Origin of the sequence: Candidatus Poriferisocius sp. (genome assembly GCF_965219815.1) — a bacterium.
Lineage (GTDB): Bacteria > Actinomycetota > Acidimicrobiia > Acidimicrobiales > Bin134 > Poriferisocius.
This window is the reverse complement of sequence record NZ_OZ244791.1, coordinates 3,666,137-3,690,036: the sequence shown is the minus strand read 5'-3', so window position 1 is coordinate 3,690,036 and position 23,900 is coordinate 3,666,137. Positions and strand designations below refer to the sequence as shown.

27 protein-coding genes and 1 pseudogene are annotated in these 23,900 nt (G+C 63.3%); 17 read left to right on the top strand and 11 right to left on the bottom strand.

Going from position 1 to position 23,900, the window contains the following annotated elements:
- Genes ACOQPI_RS17675 through ACOQPI_RS17665 form a run of 3 tightly spaced genes read right to left on the bottom strand, consistent with a single transcriptional unit; the run spans window position 1 to window position 784 of the window.
- Window positions 1-249, bottom strand: a complete 249-nt coding sequence (locus tag ACOQPI_RS17675; RefSeq protein ID WP_420620916.1) for a hypothetical protein — start codon at window positions 247-249, stop codon at window positions 1-3.
- Window positions 250-293: 44 nt separating this feature from the next.
- A complete protein-coding gene (locus tag ACOQPI_RS17670; RefSeq protein WP_420620915.1) occupies window positions 294-608 on the bottom strand; it encodes a hypothetical protein in 315 nt (104 codons plus the stop codon).
- Window positions 605-784, bottom strand: coding sequence for a hypothetical protein (locus ACOQPI_RS17665; protein WP_420620914.1), 180 nt, complete (start codon window positions 782-784; stop codon window positions 605-607). The genes ACOQPI_RS17670 and ACOQPI_RS17665 overlap by 4 nt, the downstream gene beginning before the upstream one ends.
- A 128-nt stretch (window positions 785-912) precedes the next feature.
- Here ACOQPI_RS17665 and ACOQPI_RS17660 point away from each other — a divergent pair, with 128 nt between their 5' ends.
- Window positions 913-1,218 carry an amidohydrolase family protein gene (locus tag ACOQPI_RS17660; RefSeq protein ID WP_420621065.1) on the top strand — a complete coding sequence of 102 codons (306 nt, stop codon included), beginning with the start codon at window positions 913-915 and terminating at the stop codon, window positions 1,216-1,218.
- A gap of 239 nt (window positions 1,219-1,457) precedes the next feature.
- Here ACOQPI_RS17660 and ACOQPI_RS17655 read toward each other — a convergent pair.
- The 3 genes and pseudogenes from ACOQPI_RS17655 to ACOQPI_RS17645 form a co-directional block, all read right to left on the bottom strand.
- Window positions 1,458-2,036: pseudogene (locus tag ACOQPI_RS17655) on the bottom strand (tyrosine-type recombinase/integrase); the annotation flags it as partial.
- Window positions 2,037-2,039: 3 nt separating this feature from the next.
- On the bottom strand, window positions 2,040-2,333 hold the full coding sequence (locus ACOQPI_RS17650; RefSeq protein ID WP_420620913.1) for a site-specific integrase: 294 nt from the start codon (window positions 2,331-2,333) through the stop codon (window positions 2,040-2,042).
- A gap of 285 nt (window positions 2,334-2,618) precedes the next feature.
- Window positions 2,619-2,876 carry a hypothetical protein gene (locus ACOQPI_RS17645; protein WP_420620912.1) on the bottom strand — a complete coding sequence of 86 codons (258 nt, stop codon included), beginning with the start codon at window positions 2,874-2,876 and terminating at the stop codon, window positions 2,619-2,621.
- Between the two features lie 537 nt (window positions 2,877-3,413).
- Here ACOQPI_RS17645 and ACOQPI_RS17640 point away from each other — a divergent pair.
- Both ACOQPI_RS17640 and ACOQPI_RS17635 read left to right on the top strand, forming a co-directional pair.
- Window positions 3,414-3,785: a hypothetical protein gene (locus tag ACOQPI_RS17640; RefSeq protein ID WP_420620911.1), complete on the top strand. Its 372-nt coding sequence runs from the start codon at window positions 3,414-3,416 to the stop codon at window positions 3,783-3,785.
- A 718-nt stretch (window positions 3,786-4,503) separates the two neighbouring features.
- On the top strand, window positions 4,504-5,757 hold the full coding sequence (locus tag ACOQPI_RS17635; RefSeq protein WP_420620910.1) for a fibronectin type III domain-containing protein: 1,254 nt from the start codon (window positions 4,504-4,506) through the stop codon (window positions 5,755-5,757).
- Between the two features lie 528 nt (window positions 5,758-6,285).
- Here the strand turns inward: ACOQPI_RS17635 and ACOQPI_RS17630 are convergent.
- On the bottom strand, window positions 6,286-7,488 hold the full coding sequence (locus tag ACOQPI_RS17630; protein ID WP_420620909.1) for a cytochrome P450: 1,203 nt from the start codon (window positions 7,486-7,488) through the stop codon (window positions 6,286-6,288).
- 91 nt (window positions 7,489-7,579) lie between these two features.
- Between ACOQPI_RS17630 and ACOQPI_RS17625 the strand changes: the two genes are divergently transcribed.
- The 8 genes from ACOQPI_RS17625 to ACOQPI_RS17590 all read left to right on the top strand — a co-directional run bounded on the left by ACOQPI_RS17625 (window position 7,580) and on the right by ACOQPI_RS17590 (window position 14,892).
- Window positions 7,580-8,920 carry an ABC transporter substrate-binding protein gene (locus tag ACOQPI_RS17625; protein WP_420620908.1) on the top strand — a complete coding sequence of 447 codons (1,341 nt, stop codon included), beginning with the start codon at window positions 7,580-7,582 and terminating at the stop codon, window positions 8,918-8,920.
- 65 nt (window positions 8,921-8,985) lie between these two features.
- Window positions 8,986-10,083: a branched-chain amino acid ABC transporter permease gene (locus tag ACOQPI_RS17620; RefSeq protein WP_420620907.1), complete on the top strand. Its 1,098-nt coding sequence runs from the start codon at window positions 8,986-8,988 to the stop codon at window positions 10,081-10,083.
- A 3-nt stretch (window positions 10,084-10,086) separates the two neighbouring features.
- Window positions 10,087-11,184, top strand: a complete 1,098-nt coding sequence (locus tag ACOQPI_RS17615; RefSeq protein WP_420620906.1) for a branched-chain amino acid ABC transporter permease — start codon at window positions 10,087-10,089, stop codon at window positions 11,182-11,184.
- Window positions 11,181-12,125, top strand: a complete 945-nt coding sequence (locus tag ACOQPI_RS17610; RefSeq protein ID WP_420620905.1) for an ABC transporter ATP-binding protein — start codon at window positions 11,181-11,183, stop codon at window positions 12,123-12,125. Before ACOQPI_RS17615 ends, ACOQPI_RS17610 begins: the two co-directional genes overlap by 4 nt.
- Window positions 12,125-12,835, top strand: a complete 711-nt coding sequence (locus tag ACOQPI_RS17605; protein WP_420620904.1) for an ABC transporter ATP-binding protein — start codon at window positions 12,125-12,127, stop codon at window positions 12,833-12,835. The genes ACOQPI_RS17610 and ACOQPI_RS17605 overlap by 1 nt, the downstream gene beginning before the upstream one ends.
- A gap of 6 nt (window positions 12,836-12,841) precedes the next feature.
- Window positions 12,842-13,528 carry an SDR family NAD(P)-dependent oxidoreductase gene (locus tag ACOQPI_RS17600; protein WP_420620903.1) on the top strand — a complete coding sequence of 229 codons (687 nt, stop codon included), beginning with the start codon at window positions 12,842-12,844 and terminating at the stop codon, window positions 13,526-13,528.
- Window positions 13,521-14,036 carry a VOC family protein gene (locus ACOQPI_RS17595; protein ID WP_420620902.1) on the top strand — a complete coding sequence of 172 codons (516 nt, stop codon included), beginning with the start codon at window positions 13,521-13,523 and terminating at the stop codon, window positions 14,034-14,036. Before ACOQPI_RS17600 ends, ACOQPI_RS17595 begins: the two co-directional genes overlap by 8 nt.
- Window positions 14,037-14,472: 436 nt before the next feature.
- Complete coding sequence (locus ACOQPI_RS17590) at window positions 14,473-14,892, top strand: hypothetical protein (protein WP_420620901.1); 420 nt, start codon at window positions 14,473-14,475, stop codon at window positions 14,890-14,892.
- On the opposite strand, the gene ACOQPI_RS17585 is transcribed toward ACOQPI_RS17590, so the two are convergent.
- Genes ACOQPI_RS17585 through ACOQPI_RS17575 form a run of 3 tightly spaced genes read right to left on the bottom strand, consistent with a single transcriptional unit; the run spans window position 14,882 to window position 17,477 of the window.
- On the bottom strand, window positions 14,882-16,339 hold the full coding sequence (locus ACOQPI_RS17585) for an FAD-dependent oxidoreductase (RefSeq protein WP_420620900.1): 1,458 nt from the start codon (window positions 16,337-16,339) through the stop codon (window positions 14,882-14,884). The genes ACOQPI_RS17590 and ACOQPI_RS17585 overlap by 11 nt on opposite strands.
- 5 nt (window positions 16,340-16,344) lie before the next feature.
- Window positions 16,345-16,683 (bottom strand): nuclear transport factor 2 family protein, encoded by a 339-nt coding sequence (locus tag ACOQPI_RS17580; protein ID WP_420620899.1) that lies wholly within the window; start codon window positions 16,681-16,683, stop codon window positions 16,345-16,347.
- 32 nt (window positions 16,684-16,715) lie between these two features.
- Entirely contained in the window at window positions 16,716-17,477 is a 762-nt protein-coding gene (locus tag ACOQPI_RS17575; RefSeq protein ID WP_420620898.1) for an SDR family NAD(P)-dependent oxidoreductase, read from the bottom strand.
- 64 nt (window positions 17,478-17,541) lie between these two features.
- Here ACOQPI_RS17575 and ACOQPI_RS17570 point away from each other — a divergent pair, with 64 nt between their 5' ends.
- The 6 genes from ACOQPI_RS17570 to ACOQPI_RS17545 all read left to right on the top strand — a co-directional run bounded on the left by ACOQPI_RS17570 (window position 17,542) and on the right by ACOQPI_RS17545 (window position 22,983).
- The gene (locus ACOQPI_RS17570; protein ID WP_420620897.1) at window positions 17,542-17,757 is read left to right on the top strand and encodes a ferredoxin; all 216 of its coding nucleotides are present in this window, start codon (window positions 17,542-17,544) and stop codon (window positions 17,755-17,757) included.
- Between the two features lie 65 nt (window positions 17,758-17,822).
- Window positions 17,823-18,590 carry an SDR family NAD(P)-dependent oxidoreductase gene (locus ACOQPI_RS17565; protein ID WP_420620896.1) on the top strand — a complete coding sequence of 256 codons (768 nt, stop codon included), beginning with the start codon at window positions 17,823-17,825 and terminating at the stop codon, window positions 18,588-18,590.
- A gap of 39 nt (window positions 18,591-18,629) precedes the next feature.
- Window positions 18,630-19,823 carry a cytochrome P450 gene (locus tag ACOQPI_RS17560; protein ID WP_420620895.1) on the top strand — a complete coding sequence of 398 codons (1,194 nt, stop codon included), beginning with the start codon at window positions 18,630-18,632 and terminating at the stop codon, window positions 19,821-19,823.
- A gap of 54 nt (window positions 19,824-19,877) precedes the next feature.
- Window positions 19,878-20,297, top strand: a complete 420-nt coding sequence (locus tag ACOQPI_RS17555) for a Zn-ribbon domain-containing OB-fold protein (protein ID WP_420620894.1) — start codon at window positions 19,878-19,880, stop codon at window positions 20,295-20,297.
- The gene (locus ACOQPI_RS17550) at window positions 20,294-21,820 is read left to right on the top strand and encodes a class I adenylate-forming enzyme family protein (RefSeq protein WP_420620893.1); all 1,527 of its coding nucleotides are present in this window, start codon (window positions 20,294-20,296) and stop codon (window positions 21,818-21,820) included. The genes ACOQPI_RS17555 and ACOQPI_RS17550 overlap by 4 nt, the downstream gene beginning before the upstream one ends.
- Complete coding sequence (locus tag ACOQPI_RS17545) at window positions 21,817-22,983, top strand: thiolase family protein (protein WP_420620892.1); 1,167 nt, start codon at window positions 21,817-21,819, stop codon at window positions 22,981-22,983. Before ACOQPI_RS17550 ends, ACOQPI_RS17545 begins: the two co-directional genes overlap by 4 nt.
- Here ACOQPI_RS17545 and ACOQPI_RS17540 read toward each other — a convergent pair whose 3' ends face one another.
- Window positions 22,984-23,874: a phosphotransferase gene (locus ACOQPI_RS17540; RefSeq protein ID WP_420620891.1), complete on the bottom strand. Its 891-nt coding sequence runs from the start codon at window positions 23,872-23,874 to the stop codon at window positions 22,984-22,986.
- Between the last annotated feature and the right edge of the window lie 26 nt (window positions 23,875-23,900).

Genomic DNA, 23,900 nt, shown 5'->3' with positions numbered 1-23,900 from the left:
TCAGATCCCCTTGGCGGCAAACTGCTTGTCAATCGCCTCGCTGATCATGGCCTGCTTTCCAGCAGAGATCCTCGATCCACCGCCGTCGAAAATCCCGAAGATGGTCGAGGGATCCACCGCGGGAGTGTCCCGGTCTAGGTCGCTGGCCACGAGTCGGCGGATGTACTCCGAGAGCGAGATACCCTCGTGAGCGGCCTTGCGCTTGGCTGAAGCGTGGTGGTGGTCGGGCAGGATGATCATTGTCCGCACACCACCAACATAGCACCACCGGCATGGCATAACCTATGCCGCATCTACCAAAGGGCGTCGAGGTCGATCTCAAGTTGAACGAGCTCTACGGCGCCGTCGGCGGCAAGCTGGCCGATCACTGAGAATCGGGGAACGAGCATGCCGGCCGCGATGAAAAGCCGGTAGTAGGCGCGATCTGGAAACAGCTCGGGTAAGTCGTCAAATGACACCGCGAAGTGTTCGACGATGCGCAGCAGCTCAAGAGTTTGGAAGTCGATTGCCGAAGGCTGTCCAGCAGGACCACGCTCGGTCGGGAGTGCCCTGTCTAGATCACGGAACAAGTCCGAGGTGACCCGGACCGCTCTTCGGCTGCCGCTCAAGCGGAGCTGGAAGGGTTGGGTGGGGAAGTCCGGCTTAGGAGGCGGCTGCGAATGCGGTCGAGGAACTCGGGAGGAACCTCGCTGAGGTCGGTGACGATGCTGGCTTGGAACTCAGCATCCTGCTCGGCAGGAGTGAGCTTCTCAAACTCCGCCGCCGTCCAGATCTTGCGAGCCACAAACTCAGTATAGGGAATCAGGGCGGCTTCCAAGGATTGAGCTGTTTTCGCGAAGTGAGCTGATGTTTAGGCCGCGAACACCACCGGGTAGCAGCCGAAGTGGGGGCGGGTGGGAGATGGAGGCGCTGGTGGAGTCGGTGGGACTGACCCCGCTTCAGGCCATCGCCTGCGCCACCGTCAACGGGGCCATCGCCCTGCGCATGGAGGGCGAGGTAGGCACGCTGGCCCCCGGAATGGCTGCCGATGTGCTGGTAGTGGACGGTGATTCGGCTGCCGATGTCACCGTGCTGGCCGACCGGGCCAACCTCCGCAGCGTGATCAGCCGCGGCCAACTCGTCGATCTGGACCGCCCCTGGCCCACCCGCGCCCCCATTTCCGGTGAGAAGGTGGCCAACTGGGCGGTGAGTGTTTTGACCAGCGACCAGATCGGGTAGCTGGCGAGGGAGGGGGCTTTGCGGGCTGTGTTCTGTGCTGTCGGGTGCAGTTTTGTTGCCAATGTGTGACCGAAGACCGGGATTGTCTTGACAACAGCGCTGACGAAACCCATTCGGGCCTCTCTAAGCCGGGAGGGGCTCTTGGCCGGCAGTGCTGGGGGGCTGGGTTCTTCTGGTGTGAAGTCTTGGGTTTGGAGGTGTTGGGCGACGGGGGTGTGGTCGGCGGCGAGGTTTCGGATATAGCGGGCGACGGTTGCGGGTTGCTTCCAGCGGCCGGCGATCATTAGCGCGGGCATGTCGACGCCGGCGGCGGCGAGATCTTGGGCCATGCCGATTCTCGGCGAGTGGGTAGTGATGCCGGTAGGGTCGATGCCGGCTGCCTGAGCAGCGGCTTTGAACCGCCGCCGCACAGTGCTGGCGCTTATGGGGAAAATGCGCTGTTCGGGCTGGGCTTCCAGGGGCCGTATACGCTCGATGGCCTGGAGCGTGTAGGCGGAGAGAGGGCATACGGCCCCTTCTGCCATCTGGTCGGTTTTAGAGCGCCGGATCAAGACCCTCCCGGTTATCGCGTCGTCTGAGCAGGAGATGTCGCTCCAAGTCAGCGCCAAGAGCTCGCTACAGCGCAGAGCGGCATCGTGGCAAAGGGCCAGCATGGCGATGTCGGTCAGGAGCTTCTGCCTGTCCTCAGCCCGAAGATCTAACCGAGCGAGCTGTTTTTCTGCGTGCTGGGTGATTTGTTGGATGTGGTGCCACCTGAGCGGTCTTGCCTGCTTGGGCGTGTAGCCGCGGGCGGCAGCCCGACGGTCGATCCCTCGCATCGTCTACTGCACTTCGGGATCTTGCGTCGGGTCTTCGATGAGGTTGTTTCGGTGGTGGTGGCCAACGGCGGCAAGGTAAGCCCGCAGCGTAGTCGGCTTCTTCCCCTCGACATCCAAGGCGACCAGCCAGATCTGCAATTCCTCGGGTTTGGCTGGGAAACAGCGGATGCCGTGCTTGTCGGCCCATTTCTGCCAACTCTGCCAGCCGCTGCCGTAGGACTTTGAGGTGTTGGGTGCGATTGCTGCTGACTTTGCCGCAGCTACTTGCTCAATGAGGGCTTGGATTGAAAGAGTCACAACCGCAGACGTAATAGCCCGCGGCGATTAATTGCCATTAATCATTACACCCCCGCGCTGGGCCATGTCAACGTCTGCATATCGCCAGATCCCGGCTAGCTGCTGTGCCCTGATGCGGCAGAGAAAATCATCTGACCTGGTGTTATGCCTGTCTTTCCGTTTGAGGCACAGGCAGTGTCTTACCGCTTAGATCACGAGATCGTCTTGTCGGCGGCCCAGTCCGATGGCTTATTGGTTCCGCAGGTTGTCGTCCGCGAGCGCTTGATTGGCAGTGGCGCCAGACCTTCATCGGCATACCTGGGGCCGAAACGACGGAAGGACTCGGCGATGGCGATTAATGGCAATGAATCGCCACACCAAGGTCATCCGCTTTTTCATCCCATTGCTGTGCCTGCTGCTCATGGCCTCCAGCACAGCAACAGCCCACGAAGTCGCTCCCGCCTCGACTTGCAATCCGGGCGACACCCTCAACGGCGACACCTGCACCGAGACGTCAACGAGCTCTGTGCCGGCGGTGGCATCGTGCCCTGACGGCTTCACCATGTCGGGTTCGACGTGCTCGCGGACAACGACTCAGACGAGGTCGGTTACTTATCGGTGCGATTTCGGCACGTTGTCGGGTTCCAACTGCCTGATTTCCAGCACAGAGTCGAGGTCGGTTACTTATCGGTGCGATTTCGGCACGTTGTCGGGTTCCAACTGCCTGATTTCCAGCACAGAGTCGAGGTCGGTTACTTATCGGTGCGATTTCGGCACGTTGTCGGGTTCCAACTGCCTGATTTCCAGCACGTCGACCCGGGCGCCCATCTATCGCTGCGCTTCGGGATACAAGTTGTCTGGTTCGACGTGCTCGCGCACGACAACTCAGCACAGGTCGGTTACTTATCGGTGTGGTTTGGGCACGTTGTCGGGCTCCAGTTGCCTGCTGCCTGGCGGAGTAACCGTTCCCGCCGTAGCCTCATGTCCTTCGGGGTACACACTTGGAGCCGTGTTCCAATCTCGGATCTGCTATAAGCATGTCCGAAGCACGGTTGCGGCGGTGGCGTCGTGTCCTGCGGGGTTCCAGCGTTCGGGTTCGAAGTGCTCGCGGACGACGACGAGCACGGTTGCGGCGGTGGCGTCGTGTCCTGCGGGGTTCCAGCGTTCGGGTTCGAAGTGCTCGCGGACGACGACGAGCACGGTTGCGGCGGTGGCGTCGTGTCCTGCGGGGTTCCAGCGTTCGGGTTCGAAGTGCTCGCGGACGACATCAGAGTCGAGGTCGGTTACCTACAGATGCGATTTCGGGACCCTGTCGGGCTCCAACTGCTTGATAACAACGACCCGCGAATACGGCGCCACTCTCATCTGCCCGGCGGATCACACACTCTCATCAGGGCAATGCAAGCACGACCCGACGCCGACTGTTACCCCGACGCCGACTGTTACCCCGACGCCGACCGCGGTGCCTTGTAGTTTTGGCTATGTGGACCCGGTTACCAACAAGTGCCTGCCTTGTCCCGATGGAAGGGTGAACCCTATAGACAAGACCTGTCTGCCCCCTCCGACGCCCACCCCGACGCCGACACCCAGCCCGGGGGTGCTCGGGGGTGTGGTTTTGGTTTGCGCGCAGGCTGTGAATAGGTCGTCAAGGCCTCAGTTGGTGTTGTCTTGGGACATGCCGGAAGGCCCTGTAGTTTATTTCAAATATGAAGTGGAGCCCGTTGGCGGCGGTGATATGCGCTCAAGGTTTGTGTTCGCCCGCAACGAGGAAGGCGGCAAGATAAGAGCAGGCTCCATTGAGGCTGAGCCGAGTAAGGCATACCGGGCCAGAGTGCGGGCGCGCATGGGAGGCAGGTTTACCCCTTGGACTGAGTGGGTGACTTCCAACGTGTGCCGCGGATTCTCAGCTCCGCCGCCCGCCCCTACCGGGGTTACGGCTTCGTGTCGGACAGGCGCGCTGAGCATTTCTTGGAATTTGGTGAAATTCAATGGGAGGGAAGTCAGTTCATATGAGCCCCGCATTTTCGTTGGGGGCTCCGCTGCGGCCGACAGCAGGTGGAATGCGAGTATCTCCGGCAGCACTTCCGCCACCATTCCCGCTTCAGGAGAGCCCGACCTGCCCGATTCTGGAGTGTTCCAAGTGCGGGTCAGGTCGGTCAACAATTCGACCCCCTCGGCCTACAGCGCCCCAGTGGATGTCACCTGCGGGCTTCCCGACAGTCCCAGCGGTGTCGAATGCACCGCCATATCCAAAAACCGCATAACTCTCCGGTGGGACACAGTTCCCGGTGCGCTTGGCTACCGCTACGGGGCAGTGATTAGGGGATATACAAATGTGAGCACCCTTGATGCAACCGCCGGGGATGACTTTTCTAACAGTTCTGCTCCTATTTCCGGGGTCTCGTTGGACCTGGGAGTTGATGGAGATTACACGCTGTGGGCGTGGGCCTATAACGACAACGGGAGAAGCGGTACCGCCTCTGTCGATTGCGACACCATCAGCGACACCTGGGTCAACGCGGACTGCTCAGGGGCAGGCATAATCAGAGTTCGCTGGGATGACCCTTCTGGCACACAGACTGCCCCATCCGGGTACACCGGAGCCATCATCTTGGCAGCGAATCTGCTTGACGGGCAGGTGGCATCCTATGATGAAGCTTACGACAGCAACAACACGAGTGTGGAATGGGGCGCAATCGGTTCTCCGAATAGTGAATACCAGGTGCATGTGCAGACGAAAAACGCCAACGGAGGCCCCGTCTACTCCCAAACTAAGAACGTTGTCTGCCCACCTTTGGCTGCCCCAGACTACAGTGGCCCCAACGTGCCACAGAATCTCTCATGGTGGCAGAAAGGCTTGATCTTGCTTGGGGCAGTTGATGGATCTCCTCGCGTACTGTCGCCCTCGGCGGCATCGTTGCTCTACTTTGAGGGCGCGGATTACATTCTCAACCAGGTGAGTCGCTCTTGCAATTCAGAATCAGATGAATTCACAGGGGTAACCACCCAAACCTGTGACGAAGTATGGAACGAGTACATTACCGTCAGGCTCGACGAATCCAGCTTCGACGAGACCGCAGCAAAGGTAGTAGACGCAAACGTACCAGACGATGAAGCAGGAATAGTGGGAAGAACGTTTTCCCTGAGATTGCTTTGGGGCAAGATCAAAAAGCAGGGAGCTAAGAAGATTGCCGCAAAAATTTTACTAAGATCAGGGGCAGGAATCGCTCTAGAGACATATGTGATTTGGGTATACTATGAAGGTACCGCACCGTATGCACAAATCAATGGTAAGGATAACTGTATTTTTGATCAACCAAAGAATCGAGGCAATGATATAAGAGATTGGACTGCTACTAATGTCAGCGTATCGGCTACTGAAACTGTTGGAAAGATCAAGAGCGTGAGGAATGCTACTGTCTCTTACTGCAAAGAAGTGCCGTAAAGTTGTCAAATAGACCATGTAATATAAGCAAGGGTGCCGTATGAGTGGCGATTTATGTACCTCAACCAAGAAGACCACAAAGATAGTAATTAAATTTTTCTTTAACTTGCTAGGAATTCTTTCAATTGTGCTATATATCTTGGCTATGTTGGATGAGTGGCCGTTTGGGAGCACTGATGTTCCAACCAAAATAGGATACACTATATGGTGGGTTGTAGTACTTAGTCTATTTGACTCGAAGGACTTAAAAAAAGCCCTTCATTGCATCAAAATAAAGCAAATGAATTCAGCGATTGAGGGAGGCGAGAACTCATCAAACGTTGTCAATGAGCAAGAAGGTTGATGGGTGGCCGTCTGTTGTTCTGCATCAGATGGCTTGATGTTGTGGCGGGTGGTGTGCTGCCGGGGTGGGTGAGGGGTTCTGGTGGGCGGGTTTCGGCTTGGTGCCGATGTCCGCTCCGATTCCTACAGGGCCGCTCGTTTCGCCTCTTGTGAGGCTTCCTGCCCCGGCGGCACACCAGCCGCTGGTCAGCTTGTGAATAGTATCGGGTAGCGGCCGAAGTAGGGGCGTGTGGTGGAGGCGTCCATTTCGGGCGGGTCTTCGGGGTCGGGGCGGCAGCCGTGGTCGAAGAGGGTCTGCACGGCTGCTGGGACCAGGCCGAACAGATGGGCGTCCACGTCATCGCTGTCCATGAACGTGACTCCGGCGGCCAAGTCTTGGCCGATGCAGGCGTGCATGCCCTGACCAAAGCTCAGCCCCCAAGGAGACACGCCGTCGGGCAGTGTGCGGTCGGGGTTGAAGTCGGCTGCGTCATCGCCGAACACTGATGTATCCCGGTTCACCGACAGGAGATCGAGCGTGACCCGGTCGCCTTTGGCGATGTGGACGCCGCTGGACAAATCGATGTCGGTCAATGCCCAGCGCATGCCGGTATGGCTGGAGGGCTGGAGGCGGATGGTCTCGTGGGTGCAGCGCTGCATGAACAAACGGTCGTCTCGCACCCGGTTCTCGTCTTCAGGGTGATCGGCCAGCCAGCCGAAGATATTGTGTACTACCCGGTTGAAGGCGGTGGCCGAGGTGTGGGCTCCAGCCAGCATGTAGAAGGCGATCTCTCGCCGGATGGTTTCATGGCTTAGCTCGAGGCGGTCCTGGTTGTGCATCAGCACCATCAGCACGTCCTTGGGCAGCTCGTCGGCGTCGATCTCTCCTGCCTCTAGCTGGTCGAGCAGCGCCTGGCGCCGGTCCATGCCCGGGGTGAGGAACTCCGCGTCGAACGCCTCCAGAGCGGCCTCGATCTCGACAACTTTGGCCTCCTTGTCGCCGGTGTAGTGGGCCAGAGTGGCCCCCTCGATGAACTTGGTCAGATAGTCGTAGAGCCGGAAAGTCTCCTCCGGGGTGCCCTGGGGCCGGTCCACCCCGGCGGTGAAGGCGGCCAGGTTCATCATGAGCTGGTGGCCGAGCTTGACCAATTCAGCTTTGCCCTCGGTCAAGTGGGGGGCCAGCGTCGACTCAATGATGGGCGGGAACAGGTCCTGCTCGTACAACATGAACGTGTCTCGGCGAAAAAGTCGGTTCTCCAGCCGGCGACGGTCCCGGTGCTCATCGCCGTGGAGGTTCACCACCACGTCGCTCATGATCACCTCGCCGGCGTCGTACAGCGCTTGGCGAAGGTTCTTATTCCGGTAGCACTCTCGGGCTTCAGCGAACGTGGTCACGGTGATTTCTGCCATCTCCGGCATTTTGTCACAGAACATTCTCTGTTAGAGTCACGAACTTGTGTACGTCCGATCAGTGCACGTCCTACCAAGTGGAGGGGAATCCATGTCCAAGCTCTTGAAAGTTCTGGCGCTGCTCTTTGCATTCGCCCTTGTTGTCGCGGCATGCGGCAACGACGATGACGGCGGCGACGCCGCCCCGGCTCCAGCAGCCACCGAGGCGCCCGCCCCGGCGGCCACTGAGGCTCCTGAGCCGGTAGCAACCGAAGCGCCTGCCCCTTCCCCGGACGACGGTTGCGGCTGGGCCACTGATGGCGATATGCGAGGCGTGGACAAGGAGAATGGCGTAATCACCATCGGTAGCTCCCAGCCGTTCACCGGCCGGGCCGCTGTTGCTGGCGAGGGTCTGATTGCCGGCATCATCATTGCTGTTGACGAGATCAACGCCAACGGCGGCATCGACGGCTGCACCTTCGAGCTGGTCTGGGAGGACGACCGCTTCGAGATCGAGCAGATGGTTACCAACGTCCGCAAGATGATCGAGCAAGACGACGTGTGGGGTTTCGTAGGAACTGCGGGTTCGCAGGCCATCCCCTCTACTTACCCCGATATCGAAGCCGCTGGCACCCCGCTGTGGGGCCCGGTGTCGCCTGCCGACCAGGACATCCAAGAGGTGTACCTCACCAACCCGACCCGCACCGAGCAGGGCCGCATCTGCATCGACTACTTCGCCGAGCAGGGTGCCACCAAGGTGGCCGCCATCGGCCAGGACAACGAGCTGGGTGAAGAGGCGTTCAACGCCATCGACATGCAGGCTCCGGTTCACGGCATGGAGATCGTGGCCAAGGAAGAGGTCGAGGTGCTCTCCGACGCGGTGGCCCCGGCGGTGCTCTCGGTTATCGACTCGGGTGCCGATGCGGTGCTCACCGCACTCGACGGAACCCAGAACGGTTTGGTGCTCGACCAGTTCCATGAGGCTGGGTTCGATCCACTGGTTTGCTCCGACCAGGGTTCCGCCGGTGCTGGTGGCCAGACCACGGTTGGGCTCGCCGTACCCGAAGCGGCTGACGGCTACTTGGGTGGCCTTCAGGGAGCGCTGCCCGATTCCGACATGGAGTTCGTGCAGCACTGGCTTGCGATGTGGGAGGCCTACGACGGTCCCGGCGCAGGGAGCTTGGCCCCCAACTTCAGCCTTCAGACCTATTCCATCACTCGGGCATTCTTCGAGCTGTGGGACCGGCTGGACGGCGACTACTCCTACGAGAACTTCCACGCCACTGCCGAAGCTATGGGAGACGATCCCATCCTGATTCCGGCGATGCCGGTGCTGGCCTGTGGTCCGCTCCCCGGTGGCCACGGCTGTGCCTCGGGTGCGGGAATCGCGGAGTACGACGCTGAGACCATGTCGTGGACTCAGGTTCGGGAGTTCCTCCCGCCCGCGAGCTGATTCACTAGCTGGTCCGGGACCGGTGAGTGCCGGTCCCGGACCATCTGACCTTAGGAGCACAGCGGGTGGACCAACTCCTCCAGCAGATCGTGGCCGGACTGGAGTCCGGGTCGAGCTACGCCCTCATCGGCTTGGCCATCGTGGTCATCATGAAGTCCACCGATGTGCCCAACTTCGCCATGGCCGAGATGGGGCTAGTGGCCGCGTTCATGGCCTGGTTCCTGTCCGGCGATCCTGCGCTGGGCGGAGTCGGTTGGCCGTTCTGGCTGGCCATAGTGCTGGCCTTGGGCTTTGCCGCCGTGTTCGGGGCTGTAACTCAGTTCTTGCTGGTTCGTCCCCTGACGGGGTTGTCCAATCAGCCTTTAGCCGTTTGTGCCGCCGTTGGATTGGGATATGCCAGCGTGCGCTTTCTCAACAAAGAGGGCTTGCCCACGTTTTTTGACTGGTTCCCGGTTACTGATGAGGGCTTCCCTCTGTGGGTTGCGACGATCTTGGCCGTCATTACCGTCGCGCTCACCTACCTGATGATTCGCTATTGGGTGAAGCCACTATCCAAGGTGGATCACTTCCCATTGCTCCTGTTGACCATCGGGTTGAATTTTGCGCTGGGGTCCATGATCGAGAACCTCTGGGGGTCAACCCCCAAGCGCTTCGACGCCCCCTGGTCAGGCGAGACCTTCGATTTGGGCAGCACCCGAATCGGCTGGGACCAGGTCATCACCATTGCAGTGGGCATCGCCATAGCCATTGGAATGGCACTGTTCTTCTGGTCCAAATGGGGCGTGCGGATGCGGGCCATTGCCGAGGACGGCCACACCGCCCGGCTGCTGGGCATCAACGCCGGACGGGTATCGCTTATTGCCTGGGCAATCGGGACTTTCGTTGCCGGGGCGGCCATGATCCTCAACACCAGTTCCACGGTGCTGGAGTTGGGCAGCGCGGAGGGCTTGATCCTCAAGGGGTTCATCGCCGCAGTACTCGGCGGGTTCACCTCGTTGGGCGGCACTTTCGCTGGCGGCCTGCTCATCGGAGTGGGCGAGGCTTTGGCCGGTGGACAGATCAGCACCAGTTTGCAGCCCACTATCGCCCTGTTGGTCGTGGTGGTGGTCCTCTTGGTGGCACCAGGAGGATTCAGCCGAACCGCCCGGACCCGGGAGGTGTAGCTGATGTCTGATCAGACGCTGCCTTCGCTCTATGCCCCGAAGAGTTCTCTGAGGAAGGTCGTGCCCGAATGGGTCACAACCTTCGCGGTTTTCGTCTTCTTGGCTCTTTTGCCCTGGATGCCCATCTTGGGCTGGACCGACATTTTCGACAGCGGCAATAACTTCGGTCGAGGCAACCTCGCCTTCGTTTTCGCATTCGCAGTCGCCGCGGTGGGTTTCAACCTTCTGGTGGGCTATTCGGGAACTCTCGGTTTGGCAGTAGCCGGGTTGTTCGCCATGGGAGCCTATGGCACTGCGGTTTTGTCGGCGCCTAGCGAGGCCAGAGAGGCTCTGGCCGGATACGACTGGCCATTCTTCGTGGCTCTGCCGGTGGTGTGCATCGCGGCCGCCATCATCGGCTTCATTGTGGGCTTTCCCGCGGCGCGGCTCAAGGGGTTCTTTTTGGCTATCGCCACATTGGCCCTTGGAGAGCTGATCGTCACCATCATCCGTCTAGACGAGAAGGTGTGGGACGGCCTGAAGACCAACGGAGGCACCGGAAAGCAGGTTCCTCAGTTCCGAGTCCCAGGACTCGACCGCATTCTTAGCGTCTACATGCTGTCGTTGGGTGCGCTGTTCATAACGATGATCGCATACGTCGTGCTCACCAACCGCAGGCTTGGCCGGACGTTGAAAGCAGTGCGAGACATCGATATTGCTACCGGCCCATTGGGTATCTCTTCCACCTACTACAAGTTGCTGGCCTTTGGGATCTCTGCGTTTGCTGCCGCGCTAGCCGGGGCCATGTGGGCTCAGAACAGCTCGTTTGCGAACCCCTCCGCCTTCAGGACCCGGATGCTGGTGTTCTTGCTGGTGGTGCTGATCGTGGGAGGGCTGAGTCATAAGTGGGGACCGTTGATTGGCGCATTGTTCTTTGTGTTCCTGCGTCAAAAGCTGCAAGACACCCAGAAGCTGCTGTTTTTGATCTTGGGTATCACTCTCATGCTGGCCGTGCTCATCCTTCCCAACGGCTTTGCTGCTTTGCCGAAGCGAATCCGTGACAGTCGATGGGCCAAAGACCTCCAGCGAAGACTGGAGACGTTAATGGACTTCTCGCTATGAGCGTCGTCGATACCTCTGCACCGGGCACCACCACCGATGCTGCCGCATCGCTGGCCGTCGACGACCTGCATGTTGCTTTCGGCGGAAACCATGTGCTGCGTGGGGTAGATCTTCAATTCACGCCAGGCTTCAACGGGCTGATCGGACCCAACGGAGCGGGCAAGACCACGGTGTTCAATGTGATCTCCGGCTACGTCCGCAGCAGCAAGGGCGCAATTCGCCTGCATGGCGAGGATGTGTTGCACATGTCTCGCACCCAGCGGGTGAAAGAGGGAATCGGGCGAACGTTCCAGGCTCCCCGTCTCATCCTCGACGCCACTGTGATGGAAAACACGCTGTTGGGTCGGCATCACCTGTTCCGCTGGGGGCATCTGGCCGAGCTGTTGCTCTGGCCGCCGCAGCGACGGGAGGAAACCGAGGCCCGGCAGGTCTGCATGAGCATGCTCGACCGGTTCGAATTGGCTGATGTGGCCCACGAAGAGGCCGGGGCGCTGTCGCTGGGTTCGCAGAAGCTGGTGGAGGTGGCCCGGGCCTTGGTGGCCGATCCTACTGTGGTGTTGCTTGATGAGCCCGCCGCTGGTCTGGGCGCCGACGACGTGACGGTGCTGCTGCGGGGATTGCGCCAGCTCCAGGCTGAGCGCGACCTGTGCGTGATCATCATCGAGCACGATCTGCAACTGGTGACCAGTCTTTGCCCCAAGATCAGCGTTCTGCACTTTGGCGAGATCATCTCTGAGGGCAGCCCCGAGCACGTGACCACTGATCCCGCGGTCATCGAGGCCTATTTGGGTCACGGTTTCGAGGCCGAGGATGGCGGGGAAATCCACGAGGTGGAGGGGCCGCTGTCGGAGCATCATCACATCGACCACGTCGAAGAAGAGGGCACACTGGAAGAGGTGTGGACCGAAGACGACGGCCCCGAGAAGGGGGAGTCGTCCTGATGCTGCTCGAGATCAATGATCTAGTTTCGGGCTACGGCCGCCTCGAGGTGTTGCACGGCGTCTCGCTGTCGGTGGAAGAGGGCGAGATCGTGTCGGTGTTGGGAGCCAACGGGGCGGGCAAGACCACCCTGCTGCGGGCCATCTCCGGCGTGCTCGACACCTGGTCGGGATCGGTGGTGCTCGACGGGGAGAACTTGGGCAGCCTGGCCATCGAGCGCCGGGCCATGCGAGGGCTCGGACATCTGCCCGAGGGGCGGGGCATTTTCCAGAACCTGTCGGTGAGGGAGAACCTGGAGTTGGGTCTCGGGCTGCGCTCGGACGGCGCGGCGGCAATTCGCCGCGACCGCGACCGCCTCTTAGGCCTGCTGCCCGCGCTGGCCGAGAAGATTGGCGAGCAGGCCTCTTCGCTGTCCGGCGGACAGCAGCAAATGCTGGCTCTGGCCCGGGCCATGATCACTCGGCCCAAGCTGCTGATGATCGACGAGTTGTCGTTCGGCCTGGCCCCCAATCTGGTGGACCAGCTTTTTGAGTTGGTGGTGGACCTGCGGGACGAGGGTGGCACCACCTTCCTGCTGGTGGAGCAGAACGCCGGGGTGTTGGAGGTTTCCGACCGCACCTACGTGCTGCGCACCGGCAACAACGACATCAGCGGGCCGTCATCGGAGCTTCGGGCCTCCCACGATCTGGTGCGGTCCTATTTGGGCCACTAAACGCTGATGCCGGGTCTGGTGCTGGTGACCGGCGGCGCGTCGGGAATCGGTGCGGAGACCTGCCGGGTGTTGGCGGCGAGCGGATGTGATGTGGTGGCTGCCGATGTGTCCGCTGCGGCCGACGTGGTCTCACTGGACGTGACCGACGAAGTTGCCTGGGATCGGGTTTTGAACGACGTAGGGCCGCTGGCCGGATTGGTGAACTGTGCTGGCATCCGCAGTCGCAGTTCGATTGTCGATACTGAGTTGGATGACTTTGAACGCCATTTGCAGGTCAACTTGGTGGGCACCTGGCTGGGCATTCGGGGGTTATTGCGCCGCCACCAGCCCGGCACTGCGGGGGCCATCGTCAACGTGTCTTCGGTGAACGCCGAGATCGCGGTGCCCGATCAGGCCCACTACGTGGCCTCCAAAGGGGCGGTGTCGGCGCTGACCCGGGCGGCCGCCATAGAGGCTGCGCCGCTGGGAGTGCGGGTCAACGCGGTAGCGCCGGGGCCGGTACGGACCCCCATGACCGCAGAGCGGCTCGGCGACCCCGAGCAGGCGGCCTGGCTGGATGCCCGGGTGCCGATGGGGCGGGTGGCCGAGCCTGCCGAGATCGCCGAAGTCATCTCGTTTCTGCTCAGCGACAAAGCGTCTTACATAACTGGCGAAGTTCTATTCACCGATGGAGGGTGGCACGGAAATGCCTGATTCAACATCTCAACCGCTGACGGGGCTGGTGCCCCTTGACGACTTCTACCATTTCGGCGTCGTGGTCACCGATCTCGATGCGGCTATGGCCGAGTGGACCGCCATCCACGGATTTGAATGGGGCCCAGTCCAGAACCGGGAGTTCATGGTTCGCCAGCCCAACGGGGTGGTGCTGGCCGAGTTCCAGTTCACCTATTCCATTGCCGGGCCGCCCCACATCGAGCTCATCACCGGCACGCCGGGCACCGTGTGGGATCCGGCAACCGCCGGCGGCGTACACCACCTGGGCTACTGGAGTCACGACTTGCTGGCCGACGCTCAGCGCCTGGCCGACGCTGGCTATGAGCCCCTGGCCTCCTATGAGGCTTCCGACGGGCGTCCACTGGGCTTTACGTACCACTGGCTCCCGACCACCGGCCTGCGAGTGGAACTGGTGGACGCAAACCGCCGTCAAGACTTCCTGAATTGGCTGGCCGGCGCCGACTTCCCCGCGGCCACCGACCGCTAATCGGCGAACCTGTAGGCGGAGCCAGCCCCGCCATCAGCCTCGGTGGAGTGAAGGTCACCGCCGCCCTAACCCTGGGCCGCATCGCCGGTCAGGCTGTCGCCAACAGCGGATAGCAGCTATCGAAACCGTTTCCAATGTGGGTTGAAAATCTGTAAACCTGCACTAGACTAAATTCGTGATTTGCTTCCCCGTACCATTTGGATTCGCAGCGAGGGAGCGAGATGCCGAAGCGAAGAGAGCTTGTGGCGCAGATCAAGGAGTTGGCCGGCCGGTATGGGGCCTCAGCAAGACCGATGCGCCAGGGTAAGCACGAGATCTGGGAGTGTGAGGGGCTTACTTTCCCGATTCCTAGGCACCGTGAGATCGCTGAGGGGACAGCCCAGGCAATCATGAGAAAATTGACCGAACACTTGGTAGGCCGAAGAGGAGAGGACGCATGACTGAGAGTGTTTATGCGGTTAAAGCGACCCGTTCCGGTGACTGGTGGGTAATCGAGGTGACAACGGGGCTTCCAGCAAGCGTTGTCGGCGTGAGCCAGGCTCGCCGGCTGAACAGAGTTCCGAAAATCGCCCGTCGTCTTATAGCCGATCTCCTCGAAGTGGATATGAACGAAGTTAAGGTCGATGTCGAAGTCTCAATGCCGGGCGAGCTTGAAGCCGTGCTCGATAGGGCTCGGCAAGCCACAGCTACTGAAGTCGAGGCTCGGACTGCTGCGTCTAGGGCTCGGTGTGATGCAGCCGCTGCTCTATTGGGCGCCAACTTGACGATGCGGGAGGCTGGTCAAGTTCTTGGTGTCTCTCATCAGCGAATCAAGCAATTGGCCGACCAAGCTAAGTCGTGGACCCTTAGCGGCTGAGGGCGTGTTCGATGGCGATCTGGCCGAAGCACAGAGCTTCGGACAGGTTTGATCCGTCGCTGGGGTAGAGCAAACCGGAAGCCTGGCCGAGCTCCCCGGCCCCGTACAGGCCGGCAATCGGGTCGCCGAACGCGTCCAGGATGCGGCCGTGACGGTCCCGACGCGGTCCGCCGGTGGTATTGGATCCTCCGGGCCACAGCACCACGCAGTAGTAGGGGGGCTCGGATACGGGGATCATGGTGTCGGGCGGACGTCCCCACGGGTCGGGCTCGCCATTGCGGCACCGCTGGTTGTAGGCCTCCACGGTGGCGGCCGCCTGCCGGGCGGCGTCCTCGGTCATGCCTGCGGCCACAGCCGCCTCGGCGATGGTGGACCCCGGGGCGATCCAACCCTGCTCGATCTCGGCGGTGTTGTCGTCGCTCCAGTCGTAGAGTCCCACGGCTACCGCGCCGAAGTGGGTGTAGGTGAGCGGCCCGGCCTGACGTCGGGACTCGTCGAAGAACCAATAGCAGGGCACCCGGGGGTAGGTGTTGGTGGCCGGGTCGTAGGCCAGCAGGTCGTAGTAGAAGTCGTGGCGCAGCAGCGCCTGATTGTGCTCGTTGGCGAACCGGTTCCCGGCCTGGTCGCAGATCACATAGCCAGGAGGATCGATGCCGATGATGAAGTTCAGCGGCTGCCCGTCGTGGTCGAAGTGACCGATGGCCCGGCCGATCATCTGATTCATGTGCCACATGGAGGCCCCGACCCCGGCCGCCATGCGCACCCCATCGCCGGTGTTGTTGGGGTTGCCGTAGAAGTGCGCGGGATAAACCCGCAGGTGGTCTCGCTTGAGATCTTCGTCGAACTCGTAACCGCCGCAGGCCAGCACAACGCCTCCACGAGCACCCAGAGCAATTGACTGGCCGTTGCGGCTAGCGGTCAGCCCGGTCACCCGGCCATCGGCATCTTGAATCAGACGAGACGCGGCGGTCTCCCACCAGATGGGGATGTCCCGTCGAGCCACGGCGTCAGCCAGTCCATCGAAGAACCGGGGACCGGCTCCGGCCGCGGCGGCCAGCCGCTCGGCCACCCCACCGGGCTGCACCGCCACAATCGCCTCGGCTCCCTCGAAACCGGGATGTTCGGCCCCGGCCGAAGCCACCATGTCCAAACCGCCGATCACGTCCTCAAACCACTTCGAAAGACCCGCAGCCCGCTCGGCCCAGGCGCGAGTCACGTCGAAGGGCACCATGCCCGACGCGCAGACATCCAGATAACGGGCTCCGGCCTCAACGTCGGTCACCGTCATCACCATGCCGCCCGACATCCGGGTAGACGGGGTGTGGCGGTGCTCGGGGCTCTTCTCCACCAGCACCACCGAAGCGCCGGCATCGCTGGCGGTGATGGCCGCGGCAGTGCCCGCCGCGCCGAATCCCACCACCACCACGTCGTAGGTCTCGTCGAACATCAGCGTTAGAAATCCCCGCCGTCGAGGGTCACCGTCTGGTGCACGATCATGCCATCGGTAACTTCAAAGCGATCCGTGCCCGAGGTCCCTTCGCCGGGGCCGCCCCTCAGCGTCCAGGCCACCGCCACCAATGCCCCTTCCAGTCGGGGCTCGGCGAACTCCACCCGGCCGTCGCCCAGACGCTCGGGCACGGTGGTGAAGTAGTCAGCGATAGCGCCTTTGCCCTGATAGACCACGTCCCGCACCAGCACTGCATCGGGGGCGTAGTCGGCAGCCATGGCCTCCGGGTCGCCGGTGTGGACAGCGTCTAGGTGCTCTTTGACCGTGGTGAGCGGGTCACGCATGGGTTCAGCCCCCAAGCGCTGATCGGCGCTCGCTAAGCATTGGTAACGCCGAGGCTCAGCCCGCCGTCCACCGTCAACACCGAGCCGGTGGCCCATTCGGCCCCGATCAGGTACTCGAACGCCTCGGCGATCTCGGCAACGGTGCCGATGCGGCCCAAGGCATGAGCCGGCCCCAGCCCTTCCAGCCGGGCCTTGGCCTCCTCGTCGCCCATCAGCCCCGCTCGCTGGTTGATCTCGGTGAACACGGCACCGGGCCGCACGCAGCCCACCCGCACGCCTTGGGGACCTAGTTCGGCAGCAAGCACTCCAGTGAGCGCCTCCAGCGCTCCCTTGGTGGCGGCGTAAGGGGCCACGCCGGGAAAGGCCCGTTGGGTGTGTACCGACCCCACGAACAGGACGCATCCCTGGCGCTCCCGCAAATGGGGGAGCGCCTCGCCCACCAGCATCATCCCCGCGACCACATTGGTATGGAACACATCGAGCAGGGCTTGCTCGTCCAGTTCGTCCACCGGACCCCGGTACATATTGGCTGCATTGCTGATCAGGGCGTCCAAACCGCCGCCGTGGTCCACCGCGGCCTCGATCATGGCGGTGCGGTCGCCTGCCTCGGTTACGTCTCCAGCCACCGCCCGACACCGGTCTCCCACCCCAGCCGCCACCGCTTCCACCCTGTCCTGACGACGGCCGGTGATGGTCACCCGCGCCCCTCGGCCAGCCAAGTGCCCCGCCGCTCCCGCGCCGATGCCCGAACCGCCCCCGGTGATCAACACAGACATGCCGTCGATTGGCTTCATCGACTTGCGACCTTACTGGGCAGCCGTCAGACCATCAGGGTCAGGAGATGGCTAGGGTCATGCCATGGCCTATCGGGTGGAGATCGACCAGGACGAGTGCATGAGCTCGGGGCGATGCGTGGCCGACTACCCCGCGGCATTTGCCTTTGACGACGACGAATTGGCCACCGTTCTGCCCACCTCGGGCAACCTCACCGATCAACAGCTTCTCCGAGCCGCCCGGAATTGCCCTTCCCGAGCCATCCAGGTCTTCGACGACGACGGCACCCTCCTGGAGTAGCTTCGACCACTGCTGTTGCCGACCACCTCCGCTGATTTGCAGGCGGACCACTAAGGTTTGCGCTCGTGACGAAATCGATCATTGTGACCGGGGCCGGACACGGCATTGGAGCGGAGATTGCCCGCCAAGCGGCGGCGGGCGGCTACCGGGTGGGGGTGCTGGACATCAACGCCGACGCCGCCGATCAGATTGCCCAGACTTTGCCCGACGCGGTTCCCCTGGTGGCATCAAGCACCGACTCCAGTGCAGTTGAGGCCGCGCTGGACGCCTTCGGCACCCCCGATGCGCTGGTGAACAACGCGGGCATTGTGCGGTTCACCCCGCTGGTCGACCATTCGGAGGATGATTGGCGGGCGGTGGTGGACGTGAACCTCAACGGCCCGTTCGTGTGCGGTCGAGCCGTGGCCCGACGGATGATCTCAGAGGGCCGCAAGGGGTCGATTGTCAACATCTCTTCCATCAACGGCATCGCTCCCGGCCCCAACTCGGGGGCCTACAGCCCCACCAAGGCCGCCGTGATCCAGCTCACCCGGCAGATGGCCATCGAATGGGGCTCGGCCGGCATCCGGGTCAACTCGGTGGCTCCCGGCATCATCGACGACGGCATGTCGGCCCCCGTTTTGGCCGACCCCGAAGTGCGGGCCACCCGCTCGGCCCGCACCCCCAGCCGGCGGCTGGGCACCGCCGACGACATTGCCAAAGCCGTGATGTGGCTGTGCTCCGACGACGCCGAATACGTCAACGGCCACAATCTGGTGGTGGACGGCGGCGTGGTTTCCACCGTGCTGGCCGGAATGCCCCGCCCTGCGTCGATCGACGGCGTCGAGGAATGAAGCCGACCCCCACAACCTGACCCAAGGAGAGAAACCGCAATGGCAGAGATCACCCTCACCCGGTTCGACGAGGTGCGCGACGCCTACCGGCAAAAGGGCCTCAAGCAGGCGCTGTATGACGCGGCCGGGGTGATCATGGCCGACACCCTGCTCACTCTGTGGGGTGACGATCACCGCCGTCGTCGCCGGTTGGAGAATCGGCTGTTCCGCCGGGAGACGTTTGAGCACTATGAGCGGGATCTGCTTCCGCTGGCAGTGGACAAGCAGTTGGATCCGGCCGCGGCCGAGGGAAAGGGCGATGTGGTGCCCCTGGCCCGCAGGATCGTGGTCAACCTCACCGCGGCCGCCGCCGGCGTGGACTACTCAGAGGGCACGGCAGAAGAGACCGATCGGCTGTTCTCCTATGCAGTCAAGTTCAGCGAAGGCGCCACTGCGGTTCACAGCACGAGAGACCCTGAGGAGTTGAGAGCCGAGGTGGCCGAGGCGCTGGAGGGCTGGGATAAGGAGTTCTTCGCTCCGTCGCTGGACCGCCGCACCGAGCTCTTCGAGCGGTTCAGCGCGGGCGAGATCGAAGAGGACGACCTGCCCAAAGATGTGCTCACGGTGCTGGTCCGCAATCAGGACTCCCTGGATCTGCCCCGAGATGTGGTTCGCCGAGAGGTGGCCTTCTACATGCTGGCCGGAATGCACTCCACGGGAGCAGCAACCACCCACGCCGTTCATGGCGCATTCGGCTGGTTCGACGATTACCCCGAAGACCGAGCCCGCATGATCGAAGATCCGGTGTTCCTCCAGCACTGCGTGCATGAGTCCATGCGGCTGCACCCGGCCAGCCCGGTGGCCCGCCGGGAGGCCGTCGAACCGGTCACGCTGCGCAGCGGCACCGAGATGGCGGTGGGCGACACGGTGGTGTTCGATCTGTGGTCGGCCAACCGCGACACCGAGGTGTTCGGGGACGACGCCGACAGTTTCAACCCGCTCCGCTCAATCCGCGAAGACGTGCCCCGGTGGGGTCACACCTTCGGCGGAGGACGTCACGCCTGCATCGGCATGGAGCTCGACGGCGGCGTTCCTGCCGATGAGAACACCGGGGCCCCCATCCTTTTGGGAACGGTGGCGCTGATCTTGCGGGGTCTGCTGGTGCGCGGTGCCCAGCGGGACCCCGACAATCCCCCTCAGCAAGACCCCAACATCGCCCGGGTCTGGTGGGGCACATACCCCGTGGTGTTCTGATAGGCGGATTGCTGATCCGATGGGCAGGCCGCAGTTCTGATAGGCAGATCACTGATGGGCGGGCGCACTGACGAGCTTGAGGACCGGAGTCTGCGCCCGCTGACCGGGGAATTCTGGGCCGCGGTGAACCGGGGTGAGTTGGTTCGACCGGTGTGCAACGACTGCGGGCAGAGCTTCTTCGTTCCCCAGTTGGCCTGCCCCTACTGCCAGAGCACCAACTGGGACTATCAGCCCAGCAGTGGCCGGGGCCGGGTGTACAGCCACACCACCGTGCATCGGCCCCCCACCCCGGCGTTCACCGCCCCCTATGTGATGGCCGATGTGGACGTGGAGGAGGGGTGGCACCTGCTCACTTGGATCGTGGACTGCGAACCCGATCAGGTGGCCATTGACATGCCGGTGACCGTGAAATTCGTTACCGGCCCCGACGGGCATCGGCTTCCGGCGTTTGCCCCTGACGGGGTGGCCCGGTGAACGTCGGCTTGGCGTTCGCCCGCAACGCGGCCCGCCATCCTGGCGATCCCGCCATCTTCGGAGAGCGGGAGCTGACCAACCGCCAGCTCGACGAGCGCACCAACCGCATCGCCAATGCCCTGTTGGAAGCCCATGGCCTGGGCAAGGGCGACCGGGTAGCCCTGCTGGTAGCCAACCGCCCCGAGGTGGTGGAGGTGCTTGGCGGCATCGCCAAAGCTGGCGGCTGCTATGTGGGGTTGAACTTCCGCCTCGGCCCGGTGGAACTGGAGCAGGTGTTCGACAACGCCGACCCGACCCTCGCCATCACCGACACCGAGCACCGGGACCAGCTCGAAGGATTCGACTTGCCGGTGATCGACATCGATCGCGATTTGGACACCCTGGCCGCTGCCGCCTCGGCCGAACCCCCGGCCACCCTCCATCAGGTGCGCTCGGAAGACGATTTCTGCATCGTGTACACCAGCGGCACCACCGGGCGGCCCAAAGGGGTGTACTTCGACCACGCCCGTGTGCTCCAGCACGCCACCGTGGCCTGCCTGGAATACGAGATCGACCGCCACAGCCGCTATCTCATCCAGATTCCCCACAACTCCAGCGTGAACATCACCATCCTCCCGTGCCTGATCATCGGCGCGGCCCAGGGGTTTGTCGACAGCCGCAACTTCGATCCGGTGCGCTACGCCCGCCTCGTGGAGGAACACGGGGTCAGCCACTCGTTTCTGGTGCCCACCCAGCTCATGCGCCTGCTCGATCGCTTGGAGCGGACCGACGACCACCGCTTGGGTTCTTTGCGCACGTTGGGCTACGGCTCGTCGCCCATCTCCCCCGACCGCCTGGCCGAGTTGGTGGAGCGCTTCGGCCCGGTGTTCAACCAGCTCTACGGCATGGCCGAGATCGCCTCCATCGGCACCATCCTGCGCAAGGAAGACCATGTGCGGGGCTTGCAGGAGCGGCCCGAGCTGCTGTCGTCGTGCGGGCAGCCGTCGTATGCGGTGGACGTGCGGGTGGTGGACCCCGACGGCCGCGACATCTCGGTAGGGGAGCGGGGCGAGGTGATCTTCGGCGGCCCCCATGTGATGAAGGGCTACTTTCGGGATCCCGAGCGCACCGCCGAGGCATTGCGAGACGGGTGGATGCACAGCGGCGATGTGGCCGAGGTCGACGAGGAGGGCTTCATCTACATCGTCGACCGCATGAAGAACCTCATCATCCGAGGCGGGCTCAACATCGCCCCCACCGAGATCGAGAACGTGCTGTACCGCCATCCCGCCGTGCTGGAGGCGTCGGTGATCGGCGTGCCCGACCCCGAGTGGGGCGAGGCCATCGTGGCCGTGGTCGCCCTCAAGCAGGAGGCGTCGGCAAACGACCAAGAGTTGCGACTGTGGTGCCGCCAGTCGGAGCTGACCTCCATCAAGATCCCCGAGCGGGTGGAGTTCACCGACTCGCTGCCCAAGAACGCGGTGGGAAAGATCGCCAAGGAGGAATTGCGAGCCCGCTATTGGGGAGAGGGCCGGCGGGTGTGAGCGGCGCCCATCCGCTGCACCGAGTGGCCGTCGTCGGGGTGGCGGCCACCGAGATGGCCCGCCAGCTCGATACCACCTCGGCGGAGGTCTCCCTTCGGACTGCGCTGGCTGCCCTCGACGACGCCGGACTGGGCGTGGCCGATGTCGACGGAGTGGCGGCGCGCTGGCCCGGACCGGGAGGCACCGTGTTCCAGCCCGGCTCCGCCGACTGGGCCGAGGTATTCGGCCAGCCACTGCGCTGGGTGTGCGACACCTATCCCCAGGGAGTTCCCGGCGCGCTGGACGCCGCCGCCGCGGTGGCCGCCGGTTTGTGCGAGACAGCGCTGGTGTTCGGCGGACAGGCCGGGGTCATGGGCGGGTCGGCGGTGGCCGACTACACCCGGCCCGACAACGAGTTCATCGCCTGCTGGGGTTCGCTCACCGCGGCCCAGTTCGCCCTGGTGGCCCAGGTATACCGGCACCGCTATGCCCCCGACCCCGAGCGGGTGGCCGCCATCGCCGCCGCCATCCGCAACGCCGGGTCGGCCAACCCGGCGGCGGTTATGGCCGGACGGGGTCCTTACACTGCCGCCGACGTTCTGGCCTCCCCGATGGTGGCCGAGCCGTTCCGGTTGCTCGACCTGTGCCTGGCCACCGAGGGGGCCGCGGCCATGGTGATCACCACTGCCGAGCGGGCTCGGGATCTAGCCCAGGCGCCGGTGGCCATCCTGGGCGGGGGATCGGAGTGGCACCGCCAGCAATACGTGAACCCGCCCCGCTACGACGAGGTGTGGGGGTTGGGGGCCGACGCTGCCCGCCGGGCGTTTGAGCTGGCCGGGCTCGGGCCGCGCGACGTGGACGTGTTCGAGCTCTATGACATCAACACCTACGAGGTGGTGCGCCAGTTCGAGATGCTGGGCCTGTGCGCCGAGGGCGAGGGTGCCGAGTACTTGTGGGAGGCGGGCATCGGCACCGACGGCCGCCACCCCCTCAACACCGACGGCGGCCTGCTCAGCTACAGCCACATCGGCTGGGGCGGTCCCACCCTGAAGATCGTCGAGGCTGTACGCCAGCTGCGAGGCACCGCCGGTCCCGGCCAAGTCCCTAACGCCCAAGTCGCCCTAGTCACCGGCGCCGGCTCCGGTGCCCAGTACCACAACGTGATGGTGCTGGGCCGGGGCTAGCTAGTCCGCGGCCCAAGCCAGCTCTGTCTGCATAGCCTCCTCACCGCGGCGGCCGATGGTTAGGAGGCGGGGGTCGTGGGAGCGGCCGTCGAGCCAGGCGCGTATGGCTCGCATTGATGCGGTGAAGGAGCGGACTCGTTCGAATCGGGCGGCGTATTCCAGCCGCTCCTGATCGAGCGGGTGGCCGTAGGAGGCCGAGTCGTCAATCGAGCACCAGCCGGAGAAGCGGCGGGTGAAGGCCACGTCGCACATGGGATCGCCGGGCCAGGCCCGCTCCCAGTCCAAGATTCCGCCTAGTTCCCCTGGTCCGGTCCAGCTCAGATTGGCAAACCGGAAGTCGCCGTGGCACCACACCGCAGGCTCGTTGCAGTCGGGTCGATTCGCCCCCAGCCAAGCCAACGCAGCCTCGAACTCGGGGTGGCGGTTGGGGGCAGCCCGCCGGTAGACAGCCTCGGTGCGATCGAGCTCAGCGTCATAGCCCTCGGCCACCGTCATCGGCGCCGTCAGATTGTGGAGCTGGCCCAACGCCATAGCCGCAGCCGCGGTGTACTCCGGGCGGCGCTCGGTCACGTCCCCGAGTCGCAGCACCCGGCCCGGCATCCGGGTGTGGACGCCGAACGGCCGGCCGATGGGATTGTCGAGGTAGGGCTGCACGGCCAACACTCGGGGTGCGGGGACTACCCCCTCAACCCGGCGCAGGTTGGCCGCCTCCACCTCCGGGTCATAAGGGTCGAGCGGACCACCCCGCGGGGCCACCCGCACGATTACGTCGTCCACCCCAAGCGTCAACCAAGAGAACCCCCGGCTGAGCCGTTCGACTCGGGGGTGAGGGTTGGCCCCGTCCATCACCTCTGCGACCGCTCTCCCCACTGCGGGTGGCGACAAGTCCACTGAATGAGCGTACCGGGGTGGCACAA